Genomic DNA, 24,597 nt, shown 5'->3' with positions numbered 1-24,597 from the left:
CCACTAGAATCGACCGGTGACCAGTTCAGCGCCGAAGACCCAAGAGACCCCCGCCGATGCCTTGCCGAAAAGCTGGGACCCGAGTGCGGTAGAGGCAGAGCTGTATCAGGGCTGGGTCGACGCCGGTTACTTCGAGGCCGATCCTTCCAGCGGCAAGCCTCCGTACTCGATAGTGCTGCCGCCGCCCAACGTCAACGGTTCGCTGCACATGGGACACGCGCTCGACCACACGCTGATGGATGCGTTGAGCCGACGCAAGCGCATGCTCGGCTTCGAGGTGCTGTGGCTACCCGGCATGGATCACGCCGGTATCGCGACGCAGATCGCAGTCGAGAAGGAACTCGCTGTCGACGGCAAGACCAAAGAAGACTTCGGCCGCGAACTGTTCATCGACAAGGTGTGGGACTGGAAACGCTCGACGGGCGGAAAGATCACCGGCCAGATGCGACTCATCGGGGATGGAATCGATTGGAGTCGTGAACGCTTCACGATGGACGATGGTCTTTCGCACGCAGTGCAGACCATGTTCAAGAGGATGTACGACGACGGTCTGATCTACCGGGCCGAGCGCCTCGTCAACTGGTCGCCGGTGCTGCAGACCGCGATTTCCGACATCGAGGTCAAGTTCGAGGACGTCGAGGGTGAACTCGTCTCGCTCAGGTACGGATCGCTGAACGACGACGAGCCGCACGTCATCGTCGCCACTACGCGCGTGGAGACGATGCTGGGCGATACCGCCGTCGCGGTTCACCCCGAGGACGAGCGGTACAGGCATCTCGTCGGAACGACGCTCCCACACCCGTTCACGGGCCGAGAAATACCGATCATCGCCGACGACTACGTCGATCCCGAATTCGGCACCGGCGCAGTGAAGATTACTCCGGCGCACGACCCGAACGACTTCGAGATGGGCCTGCGGCACAACTTGCCGATGCCGACAATCATGGACAAGGCAGGTCGAATCGCCGACACCGGTACCGAATTCGACGGTCTCGACCGGTTCGAGGCTCGGGTCAAGGTGCGCGAGGCTCTGGCCGAACAGGGCCGCGTCGTCGCCGAAAAGCGGCCGTACGTCCACAGTGTCGGACACTCCGAGCGCAGCGGCGAGTCGATCGAGCCCCGTCTGTCGCTGCAGTGGTGGGTCAAAGTCGACGGCCTCGCCGCAGCAGCCGGAGATGCGATCCGAAACGGAGACACGGTCATTCATCCCGCGAGCCAGGAACCACGCTGGTTCGCCTGGGTCGACAACATGCACGACTGGTGCATTTCGCGTCAGCTGTGGTGGGGGCATCGCATCCCCATCTGGTACGGCCCCGACGGCGAATCCGTCTGCCTGGGGCCGGGTGAAACCGCACCGGCAGGCTGGGAACAGGATCCGGACGTCCTCGACACGTGGTTTTCCTCGGGACTCTGGCCGTTCTCGACCATGGGCTGGCCCGACGCCACCGACGATCTCGCGAAGTTCTACCCGACCTCGGTTCTGGTCACCGGGTACGACATCCTGTTCTTCTGGGTGGCGCGCATGATGATGTTCGGTACCTACGTTGCGTCGGACGCGTCACTGAATGCGGGGGAGAATCCCGGAAAGGTTCCGTTCAAGGACTTGTTCCTACACGGTCTGGTCCGAGACCAGTTCGGCAAGAAGATGTCCAAGTCCAAGGGTAACGGGATCGATCCTCTGGACTGGGTCGAGCGATTCGGCGCAGATGCGCTGCGTTTCACGCTCGCTCGGGGCGCCAACCCGGGTGCGGACCTGTCCGTGGGTGAGGATCACGCTCAGTCGTCGCGCAACTTCGCCAACAAGCTCTTCAACGCCACGAAGTTCGCGTTGATGAACGGCGCTGCGCCGGCCGAGCTTCCGGCTCGCTCCGAGCTGACCGATGCCGATCGATGGATCCTCGATCGTCTCAATCACGTTCGCGCCGAGGTGGATACGGCGTTCGAGCGCTACGAGTTCAGCAAGGCCTGCGAGGCGTTGTACCACTTCGCGTGGGACGAGGTGTGCGACTGGTACCTCGAGATCGCGAAGGTGCAGTTCTCGGACGACGCACTGGCCGAGTCGACGCGCGGCGTGCTGGGCAACGTGCTCGACGCATTGCTACGCCTGCTGCACCCGGTGATTCCGTTCGTCACCGAGACGCTGTGGAAGGTACTGACAGGAGGTGAGTCGATCGTCGTGGCATCGTGGCCGACCGCGACCGATCTCGACGCGGACCTCGTTGCAGCGCAACGTGTGTCCGACATGCAGAAGCTGATCACCGAAGTTCGTCGCTTCCGCAGTGACCAGGGTCTGAAGCCGTCGCAAAAGGTTGCGGCCAAGATCGTGGGAGTCGACGCGGCCGATCTCGCCGCCCAGATACCGGCCACCCGGGCGCTGGCAAAGCTCACCGAGCCCGACGGCGACTTCAGTGCCACGGCCTCAGTGGAGGTACGTCTGTCCAGGGCGACCGTGACTGTCGAACTCGACACTTCGGGGACTGTCGACCTCGTGGCCGAACGTGCCCGACTGGTGAAGGATCTCGCGGCAGCGGAGAAGGAACTGGCACAGACGACGGCGAAGCTCGGGAACGAGGCGTTCCTCGCGAAGGCGCCGGACGCCGTGGTCGACAAGATTCGTGGACGCCAACAGATCGCCACCGAAGAGATTGCCCGCATCAGCGCGCGCCTCGAAGCGATGGGTACACAGTGAACGAATTCGACGGCCACAAGATCGATCCCGGGCCGGTCGATCTTGCGGAACTGGCGCTCGTGGAAGCGGAACTCGACAAGCGTTGGCCCGAAACGAAGATCGAGCCGAGCATTGCCCGCATAGCTGCCTTGATGGACTTGCTCGGGTCGCCCCAGAAGGCATACCCGTCGATTCACGTCGCAGGCACCAACGGCAAGACCTCGGTAACCCGGATGATCGACGCATTGCTGACGCATTTTCACCGCAGGACCGGGCGGACAACGAGCCCGCATCTGCAACTTGCCACCGAGCGCATCAGCATCGACGGCAAGCCGATCTCGCCGCGTCTTTACGTCGACACGTACAACGAGATCGCACCGTTCATCGAGATGGTGGACGCGCAGTCCGAGGCGTCCGGTGGCCCTCGCATGAGCAAATTCGAGGTGACGACGGCGATGGCCTTCGCGGCCTTCGCGGAGGCTCCTGTCGAGGTGGCCGTCGTCGAGGTCGGCCTCGGGGGGCGCTGGGACGCAACCAACGTCGTCGACGGCGAAGTCGCCGTGATCACGCCCATCGACATCGATCACGTCGAGTTTCTCGGTTCGGATCTAGCGGGCATCGCGGCGGAGAAGGCCGGGATCATCAAGAAGGCACCCGAGCGCCTCGTCCCGCGCGACACCGTAGCGATCATCGCGGAGCAGAAGCCCGAGGTCGCCGAGGTTCTCCTGCGCGCGGCAGTCGAGGCCGATGCCGCAGTCGCCAGGCAGGGATCGGAGTTCCGGGTACTCGCTCGGCGCATCGCGGTGGGCGGTCAGCAACTCGAACTGCAGGGGCTCGGCGGGGTGTACACCGATATCTTCCTCCCGCTGCACGGTGAACATCAGGCACACAATGCTTCCTTGGCTCTCGCCGCTGTGGAGGCCTTCTTCGGCGCTGGCGCAGATCGGCAGCTCGACGTGGAAACCGTTCAGGCGGCGTTCGCGTCGACCGTCAACCCTGGGCGACTGGAACGGGTACGCAATGCGCCGACGGTCTTTCTCGACGCCGCGCACAACCCGCACGGTGTGCGTGCGCTCGCGTCGACGTTGGCCGCGGAGTTCGACTTCCGCAAATTGGTCGGGGTCGTCAGCGTCATGGGGGACAAGGATGTCGATGCGATGCTCACTGCGCTGGAACCGGTGCTCGACGAGATCGTGGTCACGCACAACGGCTCACCCCGTGCGATGGACGTCGAGGAACTCGCCAATATCGCAGTGGCGAAGTTCGGCGACGAACGCGTCGTCGTCTCCGAGACTTTGGCTGACGCCGTCGAGACTGCGATAGCCCTCGCGGAGGACGTCGCCGACCCAGGTGAAGCTGTGTCCGGTGCCGGCGTGATCGTCACCGGCTCGGTCGTGACGGCAGGCGCCGCGAGATCGCTGTTCGGAAAGGAACCGGGATGAGCGAGGACGAACAGACGCCCAGTTACAGGCCGCCGACGACCGATCCGTGGAAGGGCTTTCGCGGCGTCTGTGCCGGGACACTCATCCTGGAGATGATCGTCGTGCTCCTGGCCCTGCCCGTCGTGTCGACCGTCGGTGGCGGGCTCGGATGGTTCTCGACTCTCTACATCGTGGGGATCGCGGTACTACTCGTGCTGGCGAGCGGAATGCAACGGCGTCCGCAGGCGATGCAGATCAACCTGGGTCTTCAGGTGCTGATCCTGGCCGGGGTGTTCATCCACCTCTCCATCGGGATCGTCGGAGTGATCTTCGCGATCGTGTGGGCATACCTGCTGTATCTACGCCGGGACATCACGCGCCGGATCGAGCAAGGACTACTGGCCGGTCAACGCGACGAGAGCTGACCGCCGGTGGCGAAGAGCCGTCCACTACGCTCTGTTGTCGTGACCGAGCGCACCCTTGTACTTATCAAGCCCGATGGAGTTGCCCGCCGATACGTGGGAGAGATTCTCGGCCGAATCGAGAAGAAAGGACTGAGTATCGCCGCACTGGAACTCAAGTCCGTTCCCACCGAATTGGCCAGTGCTCACTACGCCGAGCACGAAAGCAAACCGTTCTTTCCCGACCTGCTGGAGTTCATCACGTCGGGGCCCGTCGTTGCAGCTGTCCTCGAAGGACCGCGGGCAATCGCGGCCTTCCGTCAGATCGCCGGTGGGACCGACCCCGTCGAGAAAGCGGTTCCCGGCACCATTCGCGCCGATCTCGCTCTCGACGGGCAGCAGAACCTCGTGCACGGCTCGGACTCCGTCGAGTCGGCAGAGCGCGAGATCGCTCTGTGGTTCCCCAACCTGTCCTGATTTCTCCACCGGAACGGTAATCGGAAGTTCCGGTGTGCCCGCCACGCCGCCGAAGATGCATTCTTCTGCGGTGTGGCGGGTCCACTACCCCCGGTGTGGGATACTCGTGACGGTTGCTTCACAGTTTTGGTTTCACCGGCGACAGGCTTTCGTTCAATTTCTCCATCAGAAGTAGAAGAAGTGCATTACAGCCAGTCAGTGCAGTGCCGCCAGGCGGTGCAGTACAGCTCGACAGCAGGACGATCGAACGCCATGACAACGGTGTTCTCGTGACAGCAACCGGATGACACCGGAAGGTGCGATGCCCGTCATCGCTGCCCGAGGCGCGGAGGCAATCCTCCAGGGCTCAGGCATGCTTGATGATCAGGCGCTCGTACCGACGGACTTCGACAGCCATCCAGCCAGGCCTCGCGCTCGGCGTACCGGCCACTCGCCGTGGACAGTGCACCAAGTGCGAAGCGAGACCAGACAACACTGACGTCAAACCTTTCGTCAGAACACAAGAATGTGCCCTCGCGTGGCCGCGTCACACCCAGCAGATGCTGCTGGTGGACGCGCCCGGGGGCCCCTGAGGAGACTTACGTGGCCGATCAAGCCCCGCCAGAAGATGTACAGACGTCGAACAGGGAAAGTGCAGCAGGTGACGCGAATGCGTCCGCCGGGCTGACTCCGACGTTCCCCGATCGCCTCCGCGTCCACGCGCTGGCCAAGATCATCGGTGTCACGAGCAAGCAGGTACTCGCCAAACTCGGCGAGCTCGGCATCGAGGCTCGGAGCGCTCAGTCCAGTCTCGGTCGCGATGACGCGGTCACAGTGCACGGTGCATTCACCTCGCCCGAGGCGCCGGCACCTGTCGACGCCTCGCCCGACGCCGTCACCGAACAGCCAGCCGTGTCGGCCCCTGCCACGGCACCAGCCGACACAGCGGCACCAGAGGACACTGCGACACTAGAGGGCACTGCGACACCAGAGGGCACTGCGACACCAGAGGGCACAGCGACACCAGAGGACACTGCCGCGCCGGGTAGGCCGTCGACGGGGAGTCTGTTCTCGACCGAGGAAATCACGGTTGCAACGGCGACCACGCCGGGTTCCCGGCCCTTCGCGGGCCCCCTCTTCCTTCAGCCCGAGGCAGCCGCTCCCGAACCGCGGGTGCGTCGCCGGAGCAAGAAGGCCGCTGGCCCCGCAGTCGACACCGACCCATCGGTCAGCGAGACCGAATCGGTGACATCGGAGCCGGAGAAGCGTTCCGGCGCTGCTGTCAGTACGGACCCGGCCGTAAAAGAGACCCCCGCAGCTGCGGAGGTATCGACCGGTTCCAGCGATCGAGTCGGCACCGGTTCACCGATCGACACCCCGGGCACCGAGGGCGCATCGTCTTCGGACGACGCAGCGGTTTCGGACGACGCAGCGGTTTCGGACGACGACGGTGAGGGTGACGACGATCAGTCGCAGCCTCGTCGTCGCAGGCGCGGTCGTCGTGGGCGTGGTCGCGGTCGGGGAGACCAGCCGACCGACGACAACTCGGACGACTCCAATTCCGACGGCGCCACTGATGACGGCACCTCGGATGAGGGCACCACTGATGACGCCACCAGGGGCGACGGTGCCGGCTCCGAGGACTCGAACCTCGAATCGGGCGACTCGGGTAAGCGAGACCAGGACTCGAGCGCCGGCGAACCGGACGCAGAGGACCGGACCGCCGAGGTCGACTCCGCAGAGTCCGAATCCGGCGACGAAGACAAGCCGAACACCGAGCGTCGCTCACGCAGGCGTAGCAGGTCGCGCGGCGGATCCAAGGCATCGAGTGCAAGCGAGGACGAGTCATCGGCGTCGGATGCAGGTGACTCCGACGCAGGCGAGTCCGAGGATTCCTCGGCCGAGTCGGCGAGCGAGAGCGACGACGATCAGGACGAGTCGGACGGTTCGAGTCGTCGCCGTCGTCGTCGCCGTCGTCGCCGCAGTTCGGGCGATGCGTCGTCCGATTCCACATCGTCCGACTCCGCGTCGTCCGAGGATGATCCGCCGAACACAGTCGTGCACGAGCGCGAGCCACGCAGCAAGCCGCGCACCAAGGACGAAGTTCAAGGAATTACCGGCTCGACGCGTCTGGAGGCGAAGCGTCAGCGTCGCCGTGACGGTCGTGACGCAGGTCGCCGTCGTCCACCGATCCTGACGGAGTCCGAGTTCCTGGCTCGGCGCGAATCGGTCGACCGCGTGATGGTCGTACGCGAAAAGTCGTTCCCCGATCACGGCGACACGACACAGGTCGCAGTGCTGGAGGACGGGGTTCTCGTCGAGCACTTCGTGACCAGCAGCGCATCTGCGTCGATGGTCGGCAATGTCTACCTCGGTCGTGTGCAGAACGTCCTTCCGAGCATGGAAGCGGCGTTCATCGACATCGGCCGCGGCCGTAACGGCGTCCTGTACGCCGGTGAGGTCAACTGGGACGCAGCTGGACTCGGGGGCAACTCGCGCAAGATCGAGCAGGCGCTCAAGCCGGGGGACCAGGTCCTGGTGCAGGTCAGCAAGGACCCCGTCGGCCACAAGGGCGCCCGTCTCACGACACAGCTCTCACTTGCCGGCCGCTACCTCGTCTATGTGCCGGGTGGCAGCTCGACCGGCATCAGCCGCAAACTTCCCGACACCGAGCGCAAGCGACTCAAGGAGATCTTGCGCGATATCGTGCCGGCGGAGGCCGGAGTCATCATCCGTACGGCCGCCGAAGGTGTCAGCGAAGAAGAACTCGCCCGTGACGTGACCCGGTTGCAGGCGCAGTGGGCGACCATCGAAGAAGCGTCGGCACAGGCCGAGTCGAGCAAGGGAAGCCAGCCGCAGACGCTGTACGAAGAGCCCGATCTGTTGGTCAAGGTCATTCGCGATCTGTTCAACGAGGACTTCGTCAGACTCGTGATCGAGGGTGAGAAAGCCTGGACCACCACCTCCAACTACATCGAAACCGTCGCCGCGGACATGTTGCCCAAGCTGGAGAGGCATGTGTCCGAGTCGGGTCGGCCTGACGTCTTCGAGGCGTACCGAATCGACGAGCAGCTGGCCAAAGCACTCGATCGCAAGGTCTGGTTGCCGTCCGGTGGCACGCTTGTCATCGACCGCACCGAGGCCATGACGGTCGTCGACGTCAACACTGGCAAGTTCACCGGGGCAGGCGGCAACCTCGAGGAGACCGTCACTCGCAACAACCTGGAAGCGGCCGAAGAGGTTGTCCGTCAGATGCGGCTGCGCGACATCGGCGGGATGATCGTCGTGGACTTCATCGACATGGTCCTCGAGCAGAACCGCGATCTCGTCCTGCGACGACTGACCGAGGCGCTCGGGCGTGACCGGACGCGTCACCAGGTGTCGGAGGTGACGTCACTCGGACTCGTCCAGATGACCCGGAAGAAGCTCGGAACCGGTCTGGTAGAGGCGTTCTCGACAACGTGCGAGCACTGCCAGGGACGCGGAATCATCGTTCATCCGTTCCCGGTCGAGAGCAAGCCCGACGATGGTTCGAGGTCCGGCTCGTCCCGTGGCGAATCCACTTCGCCGCGCAAGCGCCGAGGCCGTGACAAGTCCGAGACCGCGAACAACGCGCAGGCTCAGACCGATCACACCGATGCGACACCTGATCCGTCGGTGAAGCGAGCGCATCCGGTCGCGCTCGCGATGGCGGCGCATCACGACGAGGTAGTAGACGACGTGACGCCGGCTGATGTCGTCGACGACGGTTCCGAAACGGTCATCGGTGCATCCGAGGTAGCTGCGATCCAAGGCAAGGATTCGCAAGAAGCGTCCGGGCGCAGCGAAGACGCTGAACCCGCGACGCCGATCGAGACCATTGCTCCTGACACCATTCCCTCCGACACCACTGCCCCGGACGCTATTGCCCCGGATGCGACGCCGACCCGGCGCGGTGGCAGGAATGCGCGCCGAAAGGCGTCGAGGCCTGCGGCGCAGGCTGTGGTGGACACCGACGAGGTCTCGACCGACCCACCGGTGCCCGTTGTCCCCGACACGGCTCCTACCGGCACGGCTCCCGACGACGCGGCTCCCGACGACGCGTCCGCTGAGACACCCAACTCGGCGCCGGAAGGCGAGACCTCTGTCGACACGGGAGAGGTTGCCGCCGAGCTTGGTGCTGCGGAGTCGGTTGCTTCCGAGCCGGTCGTCAAGGCACGGCGTGGGCGCCGAGTGGCCAGGAAGGCAGCTGCGCCGACAGCGGAGACGCCTGATGCAGGAGCCGTCTTCGTGATTCCCGCTACGTCCGATGGCGGCGCAGCGACGGAGGAGTCCGTGCAAGCGCCGGTCACTGCGCCTGCATTTACCCAGGTGAACGCTGATGCCGTGGTCGAGGAAGCGCCGGTGACGAAGCCTCGTCGACGTCGCGCAGCCGCCAGGCCTGCAGGCCCGCCCGTCGACGCTTAGGAGACCGTAGACGGGCGGTTTGACCACGGCCGTCCGTCTACCGTAACCTTGATAAGTCGCTCCCGGTGACACTGTTCTGCTGTGCCGTCACTCCGAAAGATTGTGACGCAGGCGAACACGCCCGGGAGTTCAGTTAAACAGCAAGATCAGACCAGTCGTGTTGCCGTGGGCAGCGCGAGCAAGTTCGAAGAAGCAAGGGGTAGCCCTCCGATGGCAACGTACGCGATCGTCAAGACCGGCGGAAAGCAGTACAAGGTCGCTGTTGGTGACCTCGTCAAGGTCGAGAAGATCGAGGGAGCGCCCGGCACTGCTGTCTCGCTTGCTCCGGTCCTCGTCGTAGACGGTTCCGACCTGACCACAGATGCAGACAAGCTGGCGAAGATCTCCGTCGCCGGCGAGATCGTCGAGCACACCAAGGGCCCGAAGATCCGCATCCACAAGTTCAAGAACAAGACCGGATACCACAAGCGTCAGGGACACAGGCAGAAGCTGACTGTCCTCAAGGTCACCGGTATCAAGTAGCCACTCTTTCATTGCCGGTTTCGTCGATGGAGCTGGCGTTCTTCTTACCCGAGGAGGGTACGCAACATGGCACATAAGAAGGGTGCATCAAGCTCCCGTAACGGTCGCGACTCGAATGCTCAGCGCCTCGGCGTCAAGCGTTTCGGCGGCCAGACCGTCAGCGCAGGCGAGATCCTGGTTCGTCAGCGCGGCACGCACTTCCACCCCGGCGTCAACGTCGGCCGTGGCGGCGACGACACGCTGTTCGCTCTGTCCGCAGGTGCCGTCGAATTCGGCGCGAAGCGTGGACGCAAGACCGTGAACATCGTTCCGGTCGCAGTCGAGGCCTGAGTCTCCGCTGCACCAACTGCGTGAGTGATCCCGACGGGATTCTCACGCGCCCAGCTTCACGATGAGGGCGGACCAGGGTCATTGAAACCCGGTCCGCCCTTATCGTGTTTTTCGGGCAACGAACATTTCGGTCGACACGACCGAGGAAGGATCGAAGGCAGCTATGTCACGATTCATAGACCGCGTGGTGCTGCACGTCAGCGCCGGTAAAGGCGGCAACGGCTGCTCTTCGGTTCATCGCGAGAAGTTCAAGCCGCTCGGCGGCCCCGACGGTGGCAATGGAGGCCAGGGCGGCGGTGTCGTGTTCGTCGTCGACAGCAACGTCCACACGCTTCTCGATTTCCACTTCCATTCGCATGCGAAGGCGGGCAACGGGACTCAGGGGATGGGTGGCAACCGTGAGGGTGCCAACGGCGAGGACCTGATCCTGAAGGTCCCCGACGGAACCGTCGTACTCGACAAGGACGGGCGCATCCTCGCCGATATGATCGGCGAGGGCACACGTTTCGACGCTGCTCCCGGTGGCCGAGGCGGACTCGGCAATGCTGCTCTCGCGTCCAAGGCGCGCCGAGCACCCGGATTCGCCCTACTGGGCGAAGAGGGCATCGAGCGCGATGTAATTCTCGAACTCAAGTCCGTCGCCGACATCGGACTCGTCGGATTTCCTTCGGCGGGTAAGTCCTCGCTCGTGTCGGTGCTGTCCGCCGCGAAGCCGAAAATCGCCGATTACCCGTTTACCACGCTTGTCCCCAACCTGGGCGTCGTGTCCAGCGGGGACACCACCTACACCGTGGCGGACGTTCCCGGTTTGATTCCCGGTGCGAGCCAAGGCAAAGGTCTCGGTCTCGATTTCCTTCGGCATCTGGAGCGAACCGCTGTGCTGGCGCACGTGGTGGATTGCGCGACACTGGATCCGGGCCGCGACCCCGTCTCCGACGTCGATGCACTCGAAGCTGAACTGGCCGCATACAAGCCGGCAATGTTGGGCGACGCAAGTCTGGGCGACCTCGCCGACCGTCCGCGGATCGTCGTGCTCAACAAGGCTGATATCCCCGAAGCCGCGGAGCTGGCCGAAATGGTCACTCCCGAGTTCGAAGCACGCGGATGGCCCGTCTTCACGATTTCCGCGGTGAGCCGAGAAGGCTTGAAGCCGCTGATCTACGCATTGGGCAAGATGGTCGAGGACTATCGCATCGCGCACCCGCCCGCAGAGCCACGCCGACCGGTCCTTCGACCTGTCGCGCGCAACGAAGAGGGCTTCCAGGTCGTCAAGGATCCGGATGTGCCTGGCGGCTTCCTCGTCCTCGGAACACGCCCGGAGCGGTGGGTACGCCAGACGCAGTTCAGCAACGACGAGGCCGTGGGTTACCTCGCCGACCGTCTGGCGCGTCTCGGTGTCGAGGACGCCCTCATCAAGCTGGGCGCCGAACCTGGCGCACCGGTAACCATCGGTGACGTGTCCTTCGATTGGGAACCGCAGACGGCCGCAGGTGTCGAGATCACGCGAACCGGACGCGGCACCGACGTGCGTCTGGATCAGGTCGAACGAATCGGTGCGGACGAACGCAAGCATGCTCGTCGAGTCCGTCGCGGACTCGAACCCGAGGAGTGATGGACAGGTGACTGCCGAATCCGATTCGGCCGCAGCCGTTTCCATGACCAGAGTCGACATCGCGGACGCCAAGAGGATCGTCGTCAAGATCGGTTCTTCCGCATTGACCTCCTTGGTCGGCGGCTTGGATCTCGGTCGTCTGGACCTACTGGCGGAAGCCGTCGAACTCCGCATGCGTGCGGGTACCGATGTCATCGTCGTCTCGTCCGGGGCGATCGGTGCGGGAATCGCGCCGCTCGGACTGACCAAGAGGCCACGGGATCTCGCGACGAAGCAGGCCGCTGCGAGCGTCGGCCAGCTGGCGCTCGCCCACGCGTGGGGTACCTCGTTCGCTCGGTTCGGCCGCACCGTCGGACAGGTTCTGCTCACGGCCGAGGACATCGCGCGCCGCACGAACCATCGCAATGCGCAACGAACCCTCGACCGATTGCGTTCACTCGGCGCTGTTGCCGTCGTCAACGAGAACGACACAGTGGCTACCGCCGAAATTCGTTTCGGCGACAACGACCGTTTGGCCGCGCTCGTCGCACATCTCGCCGGAGCCGATGCGCTTGTGTTGTTGTCGGACGTCGACGGCCTGTACGACGGTGATCCGCGCAAGGGACATGCCACTCTCATTCGTGAGGTGGACAGCCCCGAGGACCTCGACGGCGTCGTCGCCGGGTCCGGGGGAGCGCTCGGCACCGGCGGAATGGCGTCCAAGCTGTCCGCTGCGCGCCTCGCGGCCGACGCGGGTGTTCCGGTTCTGTTGGCGTCGGCGCAGGACGCAGCAGCTGCGTTGACCACTGCTCGGGTCGGCACGGCGTTCGCCGCCCGCCCGACGAGACTGTCGTCGAGGAAGTTCTGGGTTCGGCATGCGGCCGACGTTCAGGGTGACCTTCACCTCGACGCAGGGGCGGTTCGCGCCGTCGTCGAGCGTCGACGGTCATTGCTGTCGGCGGGAATCACCGGGGTCACCGGGCGGTTCTACGGTGGCGACGTGGTGGCCCTTCGGGACCCCGAGGGCGCCGTGATCGCACGGGGAGTCGTGGCCTACGACGCGTCGGAGTTGATCGGAACGATCGGCAGGTCCAAGGCGGAGCTGTCGCCCGAACTCCAGCGGCCCGTCGTTCACGCCGACGATCTGGTGTCCGTGCACAGCTAGTATTTCCTCTCATACCGGACAAAGCGGTCCATTTTCTCTCGTAGGTGTTGCGGTGCAGGTGCATTCGCAGTTGCATGATCTGCACAGACCTGAGCTGGGAGTGCACCATGGAGCGGACCGATATCCCCACCGACGCGGACACCGTGTACGGACGGCGGTGGTTCGTACTCGCGGTCATGGTGGTGTGCCTGCTTGTCGTCATCCTCGACAACACCATCCTCAACGTCGCGCTCAAGACCATTCAGGCAGATCTCGATGCGTCGCAGAGCGCGATGCAGTGGGCGGTGGACAGCTATGCCGTGGTCTTCGCCGGTCTGCTCATCGTGTGGGGCGTCACTGGTGATCGCATCGGGCGCAAACGCACGCTCGTCGTGGGGATGGTGCTCTTCGGGATCACCTCGGCGTTGTGTTCCACCGCGGACACCGCCACCGAGCTCATCGTCTATCGCGCGTTGATGGGTATCGGTGCCGCAGCCGTCCAGCCGCAGACTCTGTCGATCATTCAGAACGTGTTCGAGCCGGAGGAGCGCCCCAAAGCCATCGGGATCTGGGCGGCGGCGTCGGGAATTGCCATCGCTCTCGGTCCCATCACCGGTGGTGCGCTGCTCGAATTCTTCTGGTGGGGTTCGGTTTTCCTCGTCAACGTGCCTATTGTCATCATCGGGGTCGTGCTGATCTTCCTGCTGGTGCCGGAGTCGAAGGATCCGAACCCCGGAAAGATCGACCCCTTCGGTGTCGTTCTGTCCATCGTCGCTCTCGTCGTGCTCGTCTTCGGAATCATCGAAGGCGGCAACACCAACGATTGGCTCCAATGGCGTTCACTGGGCGCTATCGTCCTCGGTTTGATCCTGCTGACGCTGTTCGTGATTCTCGAACGGCGAAGCTCGCACCCGACGATCGACGTGACATTGTTCAAGAACCGCCAATTCTCCGCGGGCACCATTTCCATTGCGCTCGTGTTCTTCTCGCTCATGGGTGCAACGTTCTACCTCGCGTACTACCTGCAGGCCATCCGTGGATATACCCCACTTGCTGCGGGCGTCGCACTCATCGCCGTAGCGGCCGGTGTGATGATCGCGGCGAGTCAGGCGGCGCGTCTGTCCGAAAAGCTCGGGGCGCGGTACGTCGCGGGTTCGGGTCTGACTCTCTTCGCGCTCTCGATGTTGTCCTACGGCCTCGTGGGGGAGAGCACTCCTCAGTGGATCGTCGAAGTCCAGATGTTCGCGCTCGGCTCGGGAATGGGCCTGACGATGACGCCTGCCACCAACGCCATCATGGGTGCGGTCCCGCGGGACAAGGCAGGCGCGGGATCGGCGGTGAACAACACCGTCAGGCAGGTCGCGGGCGCACTCGGGGTCGCAGTCCTCGGGTCGTTGCTTGCAATGTCGTTCCGAGCCGACTTGGGCGCCGGGACGCCCGAGAAGGTTGCTGCTGCACTCGATCAACCGTCGCAGATCGTGTCCCAGCTACCGGCAGAAGTTCGTATCACTCCGCTCGCGACTGCCGATGCGAGCGAATCGATCGGCGGTGCACTCGAATTCGTCGGCAGGTCCGCGGAGGCACTACAGGCCCGTGCCGCGCTGCCACAGGCATCACAGATCCCCGCTGATGTTCTCGCGGAACAGAAACAGAACGCCGAAGCCACGCTGACCACGTTCGTGGCGGACGCCAAATCCGCTTTCATTCATGGAATGCACGTGTCGTCGGTTGCGGCGGCCGGAAGTGCATTCCTCGGCGCCATCTCCGCGTTCACGTTGTTGCCGGGCCGGCTCGAGGTGGAGGACGACACCCACATGCTGATGTGACGTTCGGCGACCTGTTCAGGCGACCGGCGGAAGCGCGTCCAGTAGGCCCACGAGCGTCTCGGAGCATCCTGCGTGGCTGGTGATGGTGGCGAATTCGTCGCCTCGAGTGGAACCCCGGTTGACGACGACGATCGGGAGGCCGGCTTTCGCTGCCCGTCGAACGAACCTGAGCCCGGACATGACCGTCAACGAGGATCCGACCACGAGAATCGCATCGGCGTGATCGACGAGGTCGAAGGCCTGCGCGACCCGCGGTTTCGGCACACTTTCACCGAAGTAGACGATGTCGGGTTTGAGGACGCCGCCACAGTGCTCGCAGTCGACCATGCGGAAGTGAGCGGTGTCGGTGATGATGGCATCGGCGTCGGGGGCGATCTCCACGCCCTGAGCGGGCGCGACGCTCTCCAGAAAGCCGGGGTTGAGGCTGTCGAGCCGCGCAGCCAAGGTGAAGCGCGAGATGAGCCGCTCGCACTCGAGACAGCGGACTCGGGCGTACACACCATGGAGATCGATGACGTTCCTGCTGCCTGCTTTGGTGTGGAGCATGTCGACGTTCTGGGTTATCACTCCGGACACGATTCCGCGACGTTCGAGCGCAGCGAGCGCACGGTGGCCCTCGTTCGGCCGCGCTGCGTCCATGTGCCGCCATCCGACGTGGTTGCGTGCCCAGTAGTGGCGCCTGAACTCGTCGTCACCGACAAATTGCTGGAACGTCATCGGGTTGCGAGGAGGGGAGTCGGGGCCGCGATAGTCGGGGATACCCGAATCGGTGGACATTCCCGCTCCCGATACGACCACGATGCGTTTGCCCGACAGCAGTCGAACCATGGTTTCGAGCTGCGCCGGGCCGGTGTCGTGTCGGACGGGTGCGTGCACGTCTTCCAGGTTAGCGCTCAGTACCCCTGGACCCGATCGATCGGGGCGGCCAGCGGTTCACCGGTGACGAAGCGATTCACGTTCGCTTCGACGAAGTCGGCGTATGCGGCGTTCTTCAGCCGCGGCGGATTGGAGTCGTGAGGGGTGACGATGGCGTTCGTCAGGGTCCAGAGCGGGTGACCGTCGGGGAGCGGTTCGGGGTCGGTGACGTCGAGCCCGACGCCGCCGATCGTGCCTGCCTGCAGTGCAGCGACCACTGCATCGGTATCGACGAGAGGTCCGCGCGCGACGTTGATCACCCAGGAATGGGGCCGTAGGCGGGCGAGCTCGGCTGCACCTACGAGGTGATGTGTCGCTGCCGTCGAGGGGGCTGCGACGACCACGTGATCTGTGCTGGCCCACACTTCGTCGAGTGCGCTGACCGGGAGCGATCGCCGAGCACCGGGAACTGGTTTCCCCGAGCGATTGACAGCGATGACGTCGGCCCCGAGGGAAGCAAGCATCGGAATCAGCGCGCGGCCGATACCGCCGGCGCCGACGATCGTTACCGTCGCGCCGCGTAGGGTGCCGATTCGGTCGTAGAAGTGCCGCGAATCCCAGGTCCGGGCGGCCAGGTGCTCGGGCAACGCGCGAACGCCCGCCAGGAGTAACGACAGAGCGTGCTCTGCCACCGTGGCTGCGTATGCACCTGCAGCCGAAGTGAATTGGACGTCGGGGTGTGCGTCGATTGTGCCCGCCTCGAACCACGATTCGACACCGGCGCTGGGAAGTTGAACCCAACGAACGTGTGCGGGCAAGGTTTCGGGAAATTCTTCCGGTCCCGCGGTCCAGATCAGGGCGGATGCGTCGACGAGGGGTGCAGAGACGCCGCCGCCCCGCTCGACCGCTGCCACCAACTTTCGGTCCTCTTCGGGTCCGATGGCTACAGCGTTCGAGCGGGGCGAAGTCACAAGATCAGGTTAAGCGGGAGCGCAGCCTGCGGAGTGACCAGGGTCAGGCGGGAACTTCCACGAGTGGGTAGACGCCGTTCTCGTCGTGCGTTTCGTTACCCACCACTGGTGGGTTGAACACACACAACATGCGCATTTGGGTGCGCGGTTCGACGGTATGGCGTTCGTTTCCGTTGAGCAGGTACATCGAACCTGCACCGAGCTCGTAGGTCTCGCCGGTCTCGCGATCGGTCAGTGTGCCTTCACCTTCGATGAGCCACACAGCCTCGACGTGGTTGGCGTAGTGAAAGTTGTTCACCGTGCCGGCCTTGATGGTCGTCTCGTGGAACGAAAATCCGACCTTGTCGCCGCCGAGGATGATGCGCTTGCTGCGCCAGTTGCCGTCCTCGCTCGAGATGTCGCGGTCGGTTCCGGTTATTTCCTGCGTGGTACGCACAATCATGTGTTGTCTCCCTTCGGTGGTACGACTACTGCCAAAGCTGAGCCCGATTCACTTTTCAGGCTCCACTCCCGATCGCTCAGGAGCACACTTTTGCGGTCGCGCCTGCAATGATGTCGAGTCCGCGATCCAGTTCCTCGATCGTGGTGGTCAGCGGAGGAAGCAACTTGACGACTTCGTCCGACGGACCTGCAGTTTCGACGAGCAGACCTTCGTCGTAGCAGAGTGCGGCAACCTTGCCCGCCTTCTCCGGCTCGTCGAAAACCAACGCCTGGACCATGCCGCGTCCACGAGTGGACACGCCGTCGAACTTGGCGCAGAGCTTGATGAAGTTGTCCTGGATGTGCTCACCCTTGGCGAGAACTTCCTTCTCGAACTTGTCGTCGGACCAGTAGGTGTCGATGGCCGTCTTCGAGGTGACGAACGAGGGATTGAAACCGCGGAACGTCCCGTTGTGCTCGCCCGGTGCCCACACATCGAGTTCGGGCTTGAACAGTGTGAGGGCCATCGGCATTCCGTAGCCACCGATCGACTTCGACAGCGTGACGATGTCGGGAACGATGCCCGCCTCCTCGAACGAGAAGAACTGGCCGGTACGACCGCAGCCCATCTGAACGTCGTCGACGATCAGCAGGATCTCTCGGCGCGAGCACAATTCGGCCAATGCACGCAGCCATTCCGGTCGCGCGACGTTGATGCCGCCCTCACCCTGAATGGTCTCGACGATCACTGCGGCCGGGCGGTTGAAGCCACTACCGGAGTCGTCGAGGACACGCTCGAACCACTGGAAGTCCTCCGTGACGCCGCCGAAGTAGTTGTCGTACGGCATCGGCGTGGTGTGCACCAGCGGGATTCCGGCGCCAGCTCGCTTCATCGAGTTGCCGGTGACCGACAACGCGCCGAGTGTCATGCCGTGGAATGCGTTGGTGAAGTTGATGATCGACTCGCGGCCGGTCACCTTACGAGCCAGCTTGAGTGCTGCTTCGACTGTGTTGGCACCTGTCGGCCCGGGGAACTGGACCTTGTAGTCGAGTCCGCGGGGATCGAGGATGTTCTTCTTGAAGGACTCGAGGAACTCCCGCTTCGCGACAGTCGACATGTCGAGCCCGTGCGTGATGCCGTCGCTCTGGATGTAGTCGACCAGCGCGTCCTTGAGGATCTGGTTGTTGTGGCCGTAGTTCAATGCGCCTGCGCCACCGAAGAAGTCGAGGTACTCGCGGCCGTTCTCGTCCATGAGGGTCGAGTTCTTCGCGGTCTTGAACACAGCGGGCCACTGGCGGCTGTAACTGCGGACGGCGGACTCGACGGTCTCGAAGACGTCGGGCTTCTCTGTGGTGATTGTCTTTTCGGTCATGTTCTGCTTGTTCCTTTCGTTTGTGCGCACGGTGGCCGGCCCTACTGTGTAGAGCTCCTCTGCCTCGTGGCTATCAGGGAAATCATTGGGCGCGAACAGATCTGATTTTCTTATCTCGGTTCCTCGTGTTCGAGCGAGGGCCGTGAACAGCGCAATCGACGCTTCGTTGTCGGGGCTGATCGTCGTCTCCAGGTGCGTGATGCCCTGTGGGGTAAGGCGGTCGAGAAGTTCGTTGAGCATCTTGCCGGCGAGGCCCTTGCCTCGTTGATCAGCATCGACCGCGACCTGCCACACGAAAAATGTTGTGGGGGCGTCCTGCCGGATGTAGCCGGTGACGAAACCAACTGCTCGCCCGTCGACGTCGGAGACGACGGAAGTGGCGGAGAAGTCTCTGCACCACAGTACGTAGGAGTAGCTCGAATTAAGATCGAGTACTTTCGAGTCTCTCGCGATTTCCCAGAGCCGGACTCCGTCGGAAACCTTTGGCTTACGGAACTTCACTGCGTCCGGCGCAGTGATTGTGGTCGCTCTCAGCTGTGCGGGCTTCATTGGAAATACAAACTTAACAAGGTGGCCATGGCATTTCATCTACCCACGAGAATTGGTCTCTCAAACACCCTTGCTTCCCCAGGTTGGAGGCCGATTGTGACGCTGGTCACAAACGTGCGATTCGGGGTAACGCGGGGCCGATTCGGCAACGATGTTGTGAGCCGTCCGGCGTCGTCGATCAGCCTTGTCCGAAGTGTCCGGTTCGATCGTGGCGCGACCGGGCCTGCCTCTACTTGGGGGTTGCCAGAGCGAACGGCAGAACGGCGTCCGCACCTGCCTGCGCCAACGCAACGGACGCACACGTGAACGTCCATCCGGTGTCGGTCACCAGGTCGACCAGCAGTATCGGGCCATCGGTACCCGTCAGGTCGGGGACCTCCCACGAATCGACCAGGCCCGCCACCCTGAACGCCGAATTGGCGGCGGTGACCCGCGGATGATCCGGTCGCTTATGAAGAATTCCCAGGTCGACCAGCCTGCCGATGCGTGCGAGCTCGGCTGCTACCGAGCGAACCAGTTCTGGGTGACTGTCCGATTCCAGTGCGAGGACCGAAGTCGGCCTCACCTTCCAGTCCCATGACGCCAATACTTTGATGCAGCCGTCGATGAGGGCGGACGGAGCCGGACCGTCCGGTCCGTCCAGCACCGCCCGTAGCCGTCCACCCCATCCCAAATCGGTCATCCGGCCGAGAATTCTGCCCGGCTCGGGACCGTCGGAGATCTTTCCCGACAGCGAGACCCCCAGCTTCTTCATCCCGCTCGGCCACTGCTTGCGAGGCTGAAGGTCGAATCCCGGTCGGTCGAGTCGGCTCTTGGCCGCGTCGACGGCGGCGGGGTCGACCTGTGGGGAGTAGGACTGCCCTGTGCAGTTGTCACACCGGCCACACTTGCTCGGTCCGTCTCCGAGGTCGGGGTCGTCCAACTGGCGTCGAAGAAACTCCATTCGGCAGCCGTCGGTGCGCTGATACTCGACCATGGCCTCTTGTTCCGCGTCCCTGGCCTGCTCGAGGCGCTCGTATCGTTCGGCGTCGTACGTCCAGTCCTGCCCAGTGGAGATCCATCCACCTCGAACGCGCTGAACCGCTCCATCGACGTCGAGGACCTTGAGCACCATCTCCAGCCGACTGCGATTGAGATCGACCAGTGGTTCGAGCGCCGGCGTCGACAGCGGCTTCACTGGATCGAGGTTCTCGATGACTTGCCGAACCACATGCTCGCGCGGGAACGCCACCGATGCGAAATAACTCCAGATCTGCCTGTCCTCGTGACCGGGCAACAGGATGACGTCTGCGCGCTCGGTGGCGCGCCCTGCACGTCCGACCTGCTGGTAGTACGAAATCGGTGACGAAGGCGCTCCCATGTGTACGACGAAGCCGAGGTCCGGCTTGTCGAACCCCATTCCCAGAGCGGACGTGGCAACCAGGGCCTTGACGTCGTTGTTGAGTAGGTCGTTCTCCAGGGATTCACGCTCTGTCGTGTCCGTCTGCCCGGTGTACGACGCCACTGCCAGTCCCTGATCGGACAGCAGGCTTGCGAGGTCGCGCGCCGCGGAGACGGTCAACGTGTAGATGATTCCGGACCCGGGAAGCTTGTCGAGGTGCGAGGCCAGCCAGGCTGCCCGTTCGGTTGAGTTCTCGATCTTCACCACCGAGAGGTGCAGCGATTCGCGTTCGAGGCCACCCCGCAGAACGAGAGTGTCCCCGCCTCCCACTCCCAGCTGCGCCGCGACGTCCGAGACCACCCGGTCGTTCGCGGTCGCGGTGGTGGCAAGGACTGGAATCCCTTCCCGCAGTTCGGCGATCAGTGTTCGGATTCGACGGTAGTCCGGGCGGAAGTCGTGCCCCCAGTCGGAAACGCAGTGTGCCTCGTCGACCACGACGAGGCCCGCGTCGCCGGCCAGCGATGGCAGCACCTGGTCGCGGAAGTCGGGGTTGTTGAGGCGCTCGGGGCTGACGAGTAGCACATCGAGGTTGCCCGCCGCGACATCTGCGTGAATGTCCTCCCATTCGGTCATGTTGCCCGAGTTGATGGTGGCGGCCTTGACTCCCGCTCGCTCGGCCGCAGCCACCTGGTTTCGCATCAACGCCAGCAGAGGGGACACGATGACGGTCGGGCCGAGACCTTGCGCACGAAGGAGCTTGGCGGCAATGAAGTAGACCGCCGATTTTCCCCAGCCCGTGCGCTGCACCACGAGGGCGCGGCGCCGATGTACGACGAGGGCCTCGATGGCAACCCACTGATCCTCGCGCAGGTGCGCGTCGGGGCCTGCGAGTTCGCGGAGCAGTCGCTCGGCGTCGGTGCGCAGGTCTGTCGGGGTTGCCGGTGCTTCTGTCATGCCCCCATCGTGCCGCACGGCTCCGACAGAACCGTGGGGTGCGACGGTTACCCTGACGAACAACGAGGAGGGAGGCGAGGATGGTCGAGAGCCCCGATACAGGTGATGGGCACTCCGAATTGCCGATGGATCCGGACATCGGGACCGATGCCAGGAGTCCACGAGCGCTCCACCTTCGTCTCTCGGCGCTCGCCGCGGTATTCGTCGGCGGGATGTTCGGTACCGCGGCGCGCTACGGACTCGAATCGGCTCTCCCACACCGCAGCCCGGATTGGCCCGTCGCGACCTTTGCGATCAATATCGTCGGGGCATTCGTACTGGGTCTCGTACTCGAAACTCTGTCGATGCGCGGCCCCGATGTGGGAGCGCGCCAACGCGTCCGGTTGCTCCTCGGGACCGGCTTCTGCGGTGCGTTCACGACGTACAGCACGTTCGCGCTCGAGACAGTGATGCTCACCAGGGACGGCGAGGGGGGGACCGCGATCGCGTATGCGGTGACCACGGTGATTCTGGGTGTACTTGCGGCGTGGGCGGGGATTGTCGTCGGAGCGGGCGTACATGCGCGAAGGAGGGCTCGATGATCGCGGTTCTTCTCGTTCTCGCGGGTGCGCTCGGCGCGGTGAGCCGATTCGTCCTCGATTCCTACGTCAAGTCCAAGACATCGACATCGCGGTTCCCGTGGGCGACCGTCGGGATCAATGTCACGGGGTCCCTCCTGCTCGGCGTTCTTGCGGGATTTGTGCTGTTTCGTGACGGTTCGACGGATCTTCAGGCCATCGTCGGGACGGGGTTCTGCGGCGGCTACACCACTTTCAGCACGGCGAGCTTCGAGACGGTCCGACTAGTTCAGTCCGGCAAGCGCTTCCTCGCATTGATCAACGCACTGGGAACGTTGGTGTTGTCGGTTGCAGCGTGCGCGGTCGGGGTCGCAGTTGCAGGCCTGACGATGTGATCGATCGTTCAAGATCGTCGATCGGACAGTGACTCGATGTCGATTCTGGTGCCCGAGGACGAACCCGCGCCGCGCCGTGTCGTCGCGAAAGCTCCAGCGGCGCAGGCCCACCGCACCGCCTGCAGCGGTCCGCGATGCCACTCGGCCGCCAGCGCACCGGCGAACGCATCGCCGGCTCCGGTGGTGTCGACGACGTCCACAGTCGCAGAAGGAAGGTCGTAGCCGGTCTCGGGTCCGCGGTAACGAGCGCCGGCCGCGCCCAGGGTGGTCACCACGTGTGTGATGCTGTCGGTCTTCACCGACACCGCTTCGGCTTCGTTGAGCACGAGGATGTCGACAAGGGCCAGGAGGGCATCGGGTAGTTCCTGTACCGGGGAGGGGTTGAGCACGACGAGGGTGTTGTTGTCGCGTGCATGGCTGGCCCCCTCGATGACCGTTCCGAGAGGAATCTCCAACTGGCACAACAGGATGTCCGCTTCCGCGATGGCGGAGCGTTCCGCTTCGGTGAGGTCGCTCATCGATGCGTTGGCGCCGGGCACGACGACGATCGTGTTCTCGCCCTCGGCGTCGACGGTGATGATGGCTGTGCCGCTGGCTCCAGATGTGCGACGAGTGCGAGTGATGTCCACTCCCGAGTCTGCGAGCGCGTCGAGCAGTTCTTGGGCGAAGGTGTCGTCACCGACGGACCCCAGAAATATTGTTCTCGCCCCTGACCTGGCCGCGGCGAGAGCTTGATTGGCGCCCTTCCCGCCTTGCGATGCGGCGAAGGAATCCCCGAGCAATGTCTCCCCGGGCCGGGGGAGTCTCGGTGCGTACGCAGTCAGGTCCATGTTGATGCTGCCGAGAACGGCCACTGTTGTTGCTGCCATGCTCCGAGGTTATGCGGCTCCGCCGCCTGTGCGTGCGTACGTACGTCGGGGTGTCACTATGCACGCACGACCCCAAAATCTCACGGTGAGTGGGTAGTGACACTCCAGTGTCATTACGCGCGCACGGGCGGGAAGCCGCTGTTGCAGATTGTTGACAATCTGCAAATTCTGAACCACGATGGTCGACATGACAGCGTCGACCCGCACCCACCTCAGCCCCGCACTCAAGCAAGCCACACCGGTTGTCGTCGATTACGCAGCCGGCAGCTGGATCCACGGCACCGACGGGAATCGGTACCTCGACTTCACGACGGGCATCGGCGTCACCAGCACCGGTCACTGCCATCCCCGCGTCGTCGAAGCTGCCCGCGAACAGGTCGGCAAAATCATCCACGCGCAATACACGACCGTCATGCACAAGCCACTTCTCGAGCTCACCGAGAAGCTAGGCGACTTTCTCCCGACCGGCCTCGACAGCGTCTTCTACGCGAACTCCGGTTCGGAGGCGGTCGAAGCCTCCATCAGGTTGGCCCGCATGGCAACCGGTCGGCCGAACATCATCGCCTTCCACGGCGGCTTTCACGGCCGGACCGTGGCCGCAGCGTCGCTCACCACTGCCGGCACCAAGTTTCGTTCAGGATTCTCGCCGATCATGGGCGGCGTCCACATAGCGCCGTTCCCGTACGCGTTCCGCTACGGCTGGGATCTCGACACCGCGGTTGCGTTTGCTCTGCAGGAATTGGACTACCTTCTCGCGACGATCTCCAGCCCCGCGGACACGGCCGCGTTCATCATCGAACCGGTTCTCGGTGACGGTGGATACCTCCCGACCCCGCCTGCATTCCTCGAAGGACTGCGGCAGCGGGCGGACGAACACGACATCGTTCTCATCGTCGACGAAGTCCAGGCGGGCGTCGGCCGCACCGGCAAGTTCTGGGGCCACGAGCACTCGACGGCAAAGCCCGACATCGTCATCACTGCGAAAGGACTGGCGTCCGGGTTCCCGATCTCCGCGATCGCCGCATCGACCGAACTGATGTCCAAGGCATGGCCCGGGTCCCAGGGCGGAACCTACGGCGGAAACGCTGTGGCTGCGGCGGCAGCAGTCGCCACACTCGACGTCGTACGCGACGAGGGCTTGGTGGAGAACGCAGCCAAACAGGGTGCGGTCCTGCTCGACGGTTTGAAAGCACTGAAGGAGCAGTACTCGGCCATCGGTGACGCTCGCGGGCTGGGCCTGATGCAGGCGCTCGAATTCGTGGACGAGAACGGAAAGCCCGACGGCGCCGCAGCCGCCCGCGTCCAACAGACAGCCATCTCGGAAGGCTTGCTGCTGCTCACCTGCGGCGCGCTCGGCAATGTGGTCCGTGTGATTCCGGCGCTCGTGGTTACCGACGACGAGATCGCGGAGGGCCTGGACGCTATCGGACGTACGCTCAAGCGAGCACTGTGACAGTAACGAGCGCGG

General features: G+C 63.9%; 19 protein-coding genes and 1 pseudogene. 13 read left to right on the top strand and 7 right to left on the bottom strand.

Annotated elements, in window-relative coordinates:
* Positions 1–16 precede the first annotated feature (16 nt).
* The 10 genes from D8W71_RS19975 to D8W71_RS19925 all read left to right on the top strand — a co-directional run bounded on the left by D8W71_RS19975 (position 17) and on the right by D8W71_RS19925 (position 14,805).
* Entirely contained in the window at positions 17–2,689 is a 2,673-nt protein-coding gene (locus tag D8W71_RS19975; RefSeq protein WP_121115917.1) for a valine--tRNA ligase, read from the top strand.
* Entirely contained in the window at positions 2,686–4,110 is a 1,425-nt protein-coding gene (gene folC, locus D8W71_RS19970; RefSeq protein ID WP_121115915.1) for a bifunctional tetrahydrofolate synthase/dihydrofolate synthase, read from the top strand. The genes D8W71_RS19975 and folC overlap by 4 nt, the downstream gene beginning before the upstream one ends.
* Positions 4,107–4,514, top strand: a complete 408-nt coding sequence (locus tag D8W71_RS19965; RefSeq protein WP_121115913.1) for a DUF4233 domain-containing protein — start codon at positions 4,107–4,109, stop codon at positions 4,512–4,514. The genes folC and D8W71_RS19965 overlap by 4 nt, the downstream gene beginning before the upstream one ends.
* A gap of 39 nt (positions 4,515–4,553) precedes the next feature.
* Positions 4,554–4,967, top strand: a complete 414-nt coding sequence (ndk, locus tag D8W71_RS19960; protein ID WP_121115911.1) for a nucleoside-diphosphate kinase — start codon at positions 4,554–4,556, stop codon at positions 4,965–4,967.
* A 582-nt stretch (positions 4,968–5,549) separates the two neighbouring features.
* A complete protein-coding gene (locus D8W71_RS19950) occupies positions 5,550–9,392 on the top strand; it encodes a translation initiation factor IF-2 N-terminal domain-containing protein (RefSeq protein WP_121115909.1) in 3,843 nt (1,280 codons plus the stop codon).
* 210 nt (positions 9,393–9,602) lie between these two features.
* Positions 9,603–9,914 (top strand): 50S ribosomal protein L21, encoded by a 312-nt coding sequence (rplU, locus tag D8W71_RS19945; protein ID WP_032394581.1) that lies wholly within the window; start codon positions 9,603–9,605, stop codon positions 9,912–9,914.
* 66 nt (positions 9,915–9,980) lie between these two features.
* Complete coding sequence (gene rpmA / locus D8W71_RS19940; RefSeq protein WP_072802495.1) at positions 9,981–10,244, top strand: 50S ribosomal protein L27; 264 nt, start codon at positions 9,981–9,983, stop codon at positions 10,242–10,244.
* Between the two features lie 163 nt (positions 10,245–10,407).
* Entirely contained in the window at positions 10,408–11,856 is a 1,449-nt protein-coding gene (gene obgE, locus D8W71_RS19935; protein ID WP_121115907.1) for a GTPase ObgE, read from the top strand.
* 43 nt (positions 11,857–11,899) lie between these two features.
* Entirely contained in the window at positions 11,900–13,000 is a 1,101-nt protein-coding gene (gene proB / locus D8W71_RS19930; RefSeq protein WP_121119625.1) for a glutamate 5-kinase, read from the top strand.
* A 107-nt stretch (positions 13,001–13,107) separates the two neighbouring features.
* Entirely contained in the window at positions 13,108–14,805 is a 1,698-nt protein-coding gene (locus D8W71_RS19925; RefSeq protein WP_161965472.1) for an MFS transporter, read from the top strand.
* 15 nt (positions 14,806–14,820) lie between these two features.
* Here D8W71_RS19925 and D8W71_RS19920 read toward each other — a convergent pair whose 3' ends face one another.
* From D8W71_RS19920 to D8W71_RS19900, 6 genes and pseudogenes are all read right to left on the bottom strand, one after another.
* Positions 14,821–15,633, bottom strand: coding sequence for an NAD-dependent protein deacetylase (locus D8W71_RS19920; RefSeq protein WP_121119623.1), 813 nt, complete (start codon positions 15,631–15,633; stop codon positions 14,821–14,823).
* A 65-nt stretch (positions 15,634–15,698) separates the two neighbouring features.
* A complete protein-coding gene (locus D8W71_RS19915) occupies positions 15,699–16,631 on the bottom strand; it encodes a D-isomer specific 2-hydroxyacid dehydrogenase family protein (protein ID WP_121115903.1) in 933 nt (310 codons plus the stop codon).
* Positions 16,632–16,674: 43 nt separating this feature from the next.
* Complete coding sequence (locus D8W71_RS19910) at positions 16,675–17,073, bottom strand: ectoine synthase (RefSeq protein WP_121115901.1); 399 nt, start codon at positions 17,071–17,073, stop codon at positions 16,675–16,677.
* A 76-nt stretch (positions 17,074–17,149) separates the two neighbouring features.
* Complete coding sequence (gene ectB, locus D8W71_RS19905; RefSeq protein ID WP_236078106.1) at positions 17,150–18,424, bottom strand: diaminobutyrate--2-oxoglutarate transaminase; 1,275 nt, start codon at positions 18,422–18,424, stop codon at positions 17,150–17,152.
* Positions 18,425–18,469: 45 nt separating this feature from the next.
* Positions 18,470–18,973 (bottom strand): annotated as a pseudogene (gene ectA, locus D8W71_RS28030) (diaminobutyrate acetyltransferase); the annotation flags it as partial.
* A 229-nt stretch (positions 18,974–19,202) separates the two neighbouring features.
* Positions 19,203–21,308 (bottom strand): RecQ family ATP-dependent DNA helicase, encoded by a 2,106-nt coding sequence (locus tag D8W71_RS19900; protein WP_201265143.1) that lies wholly within the window; start codon positions 21,306–21,308, stop codon positions 19,203–19,205.
* Positions 21,309–21,388: 80 nt separating this feature from the next.
* Here D8W71_RS19900 and crcB (D8W71_RS19895) point away from each other — a divergent pair, with 80 nt between their 5' ends.
* The gene (crcB, locus tag D8W71_RS19895) at positions 21,389–21,889 is read left to right on the top strand and encodes a fluoride efflux transporter CrcB (protein ID WP_201265142.1); all 501 of its coding nucleotides are present in this window, start codon (positions 21,389–21,391) and stop codon (positions 21,887–21,889) included.
* Positions 21,886–22,260, top strand: coding sequence for a fluoride efflux transporter CrcB (gene crcB, locus D8W71_RS19890; protein WP_121115897.1), 375 nt, complete (start codon positions 21,886–21,888; stop codon positions 22,258–22,260). Before crcB (D8W71_RS19895) ends, crcB (D8W71_RS19890) begins: the two co-directional genes overlap by 4 nt.
* Positions 22,261–22,268: 8 nt before the next feature.
* Here crcB (D8W71_RS19890) and D8W71_RS19885 read toward each other — a convergent pair whose 3' ends face one another.
* Entirely contained in the window at positions 22,269–23,129 is an 861-nt protein-coding gene (locus tag D8W71_RS19885; protein WP_121115895.1) for a ribokinase, read from the bottom strand.
* Between the two features lie 187 nt (positions 23,130–23,316).
* Here D8W71_RS19885 and D8W71_RS19880 point away from each other — a divergent pair, with 187 nt between their 5' ends.
* On the top strand, positions 23,317–24,582 hold the full coding sequence (locus D8W71_RS19880) for an aspartate aminotransferase family protein (RefSeq protein ID WP_121119617.1): 1,266 nt from the start codon (positions 23,317–23,319) through the stop codon (positions 24,580–24,582).
* Positions 24,583–24,597: the final 15 nt, after the last annotated feature.

Source organism: Rhodococcus sp. P1Y, from assembly GCF_003641205.1.
Lineage (GTDB): Bacteria > Actinomycetota > Actinomycetes > Mycobacteriales > Mycobacteriaceae > Rhodococcoides.
The sequence above is the reverse complement of the archived record's forward strand: the minus strand, read 5'-3'. Positions and strand labels throughout refer to the sequence as shown.

What these genes read in the sequence shown, in the direction of transcription:
- D8W71_RS19965 (WP_121115913.1), top strand. Translation starts at nt 4,107, where the DNA reads ATGAGCGAGGACGAACAGACGCCCAGTTACAGGCCGCCGACGACCGAT.
- rplU (WP_032394581.1), top strand. Translation starts at nt 9,603, where the DNA reads ATGGCAACGTACGCGATCGTCAAGACCGGCGGAAAGCAGTACAAGGTC.
- rpmA (WP_072802495.1), top strand. Translation starts at nt 9,981, where the DNA reads ATGGCACATAAGAAGGGTGCATCAAGCTCCCGTAACGGTCGCGACTCG.
- obgE (WP_121115907.1), top strand. Translation starts at nt 10,408, where the DNA reads ATGTCACGATTCATAGACCGCGTGGTGCTGCACGTCAGCGCCGGTAAA.
- proB (WP_121119625.1), top strand. Translation starts at nt 11,900, where the DNA reads ATGACCAGAGTCGACATCGCGGACGCCAAGAGGATCGTCGTCAAGATC.
- D8W71_RS19925 (WP_161965472.1), top strand. Translation starts at nt 13,108, where the DNA reads ATGGAGCGGACCGATATCCCCACCGACGCGGACACCGTGTACGGACGG.
- D8W71_RS19920 (WP_121119623.1), bottom strand. Translation starts at nt 15,633, where the DNA reads ATGGTTCGACTGCTGTCGGGCAAACGCATCGTGGTCGTATCGGGAGCG.
- D8W71_RS19910 (WP_121115901.1), bottom strand. Translation starts at nt 17,073, where the DNA reads ATGATTGTGCGTACCACGCAGGAAATAACCGGAACCGACCGCGACATC.
- ectB (WP_236078106.1), bottom strand. Translation starts at nt 18,424, where the DNA reads ATGACCGAAAAGACAATCACCACAGAGAAGCCCGACGTCTTCGAGACC.
- D8W71_RS19900 (WP_201265143.1), bottom strand. Translation starts at nt 21,308, where the DNA reads ATGACAGAAGCACCGGCAACCCCGACAGACCTGCGCACCGACGCCGAG.
- crcB (WP_201265142.1), top strand. Translation starts at nt 21,389, where the DNA reads ATGGTCGAGAGCCCCGATACAGGTGATGGGCACTCCGAATTGCCGATG.
- crcB (WP_121115897.1), top strand. Translation starts at nt 21,886, where the DNA reads ATGATCGCGGTTCTTCTCGTTCTCGCGGGTGCGCTCGGCGCGGTGAGC.
- D8W71_RS19885 (WP_121115895.1), bottom strand. Translation starts at nt 23,129, where the DNA reads ATGGCAGCAACAACAGTGGCCGTTCTCGGCAGCATCAACATGGACCTG.
- D8W71_RS19880 (WP_121119617.1), top strand. Translation starts at nt 23,317, where the DNA reads ATGACAGCGTCGACCCGCACCCACCTCAGCCCCGCACTCAAGCAAGCC.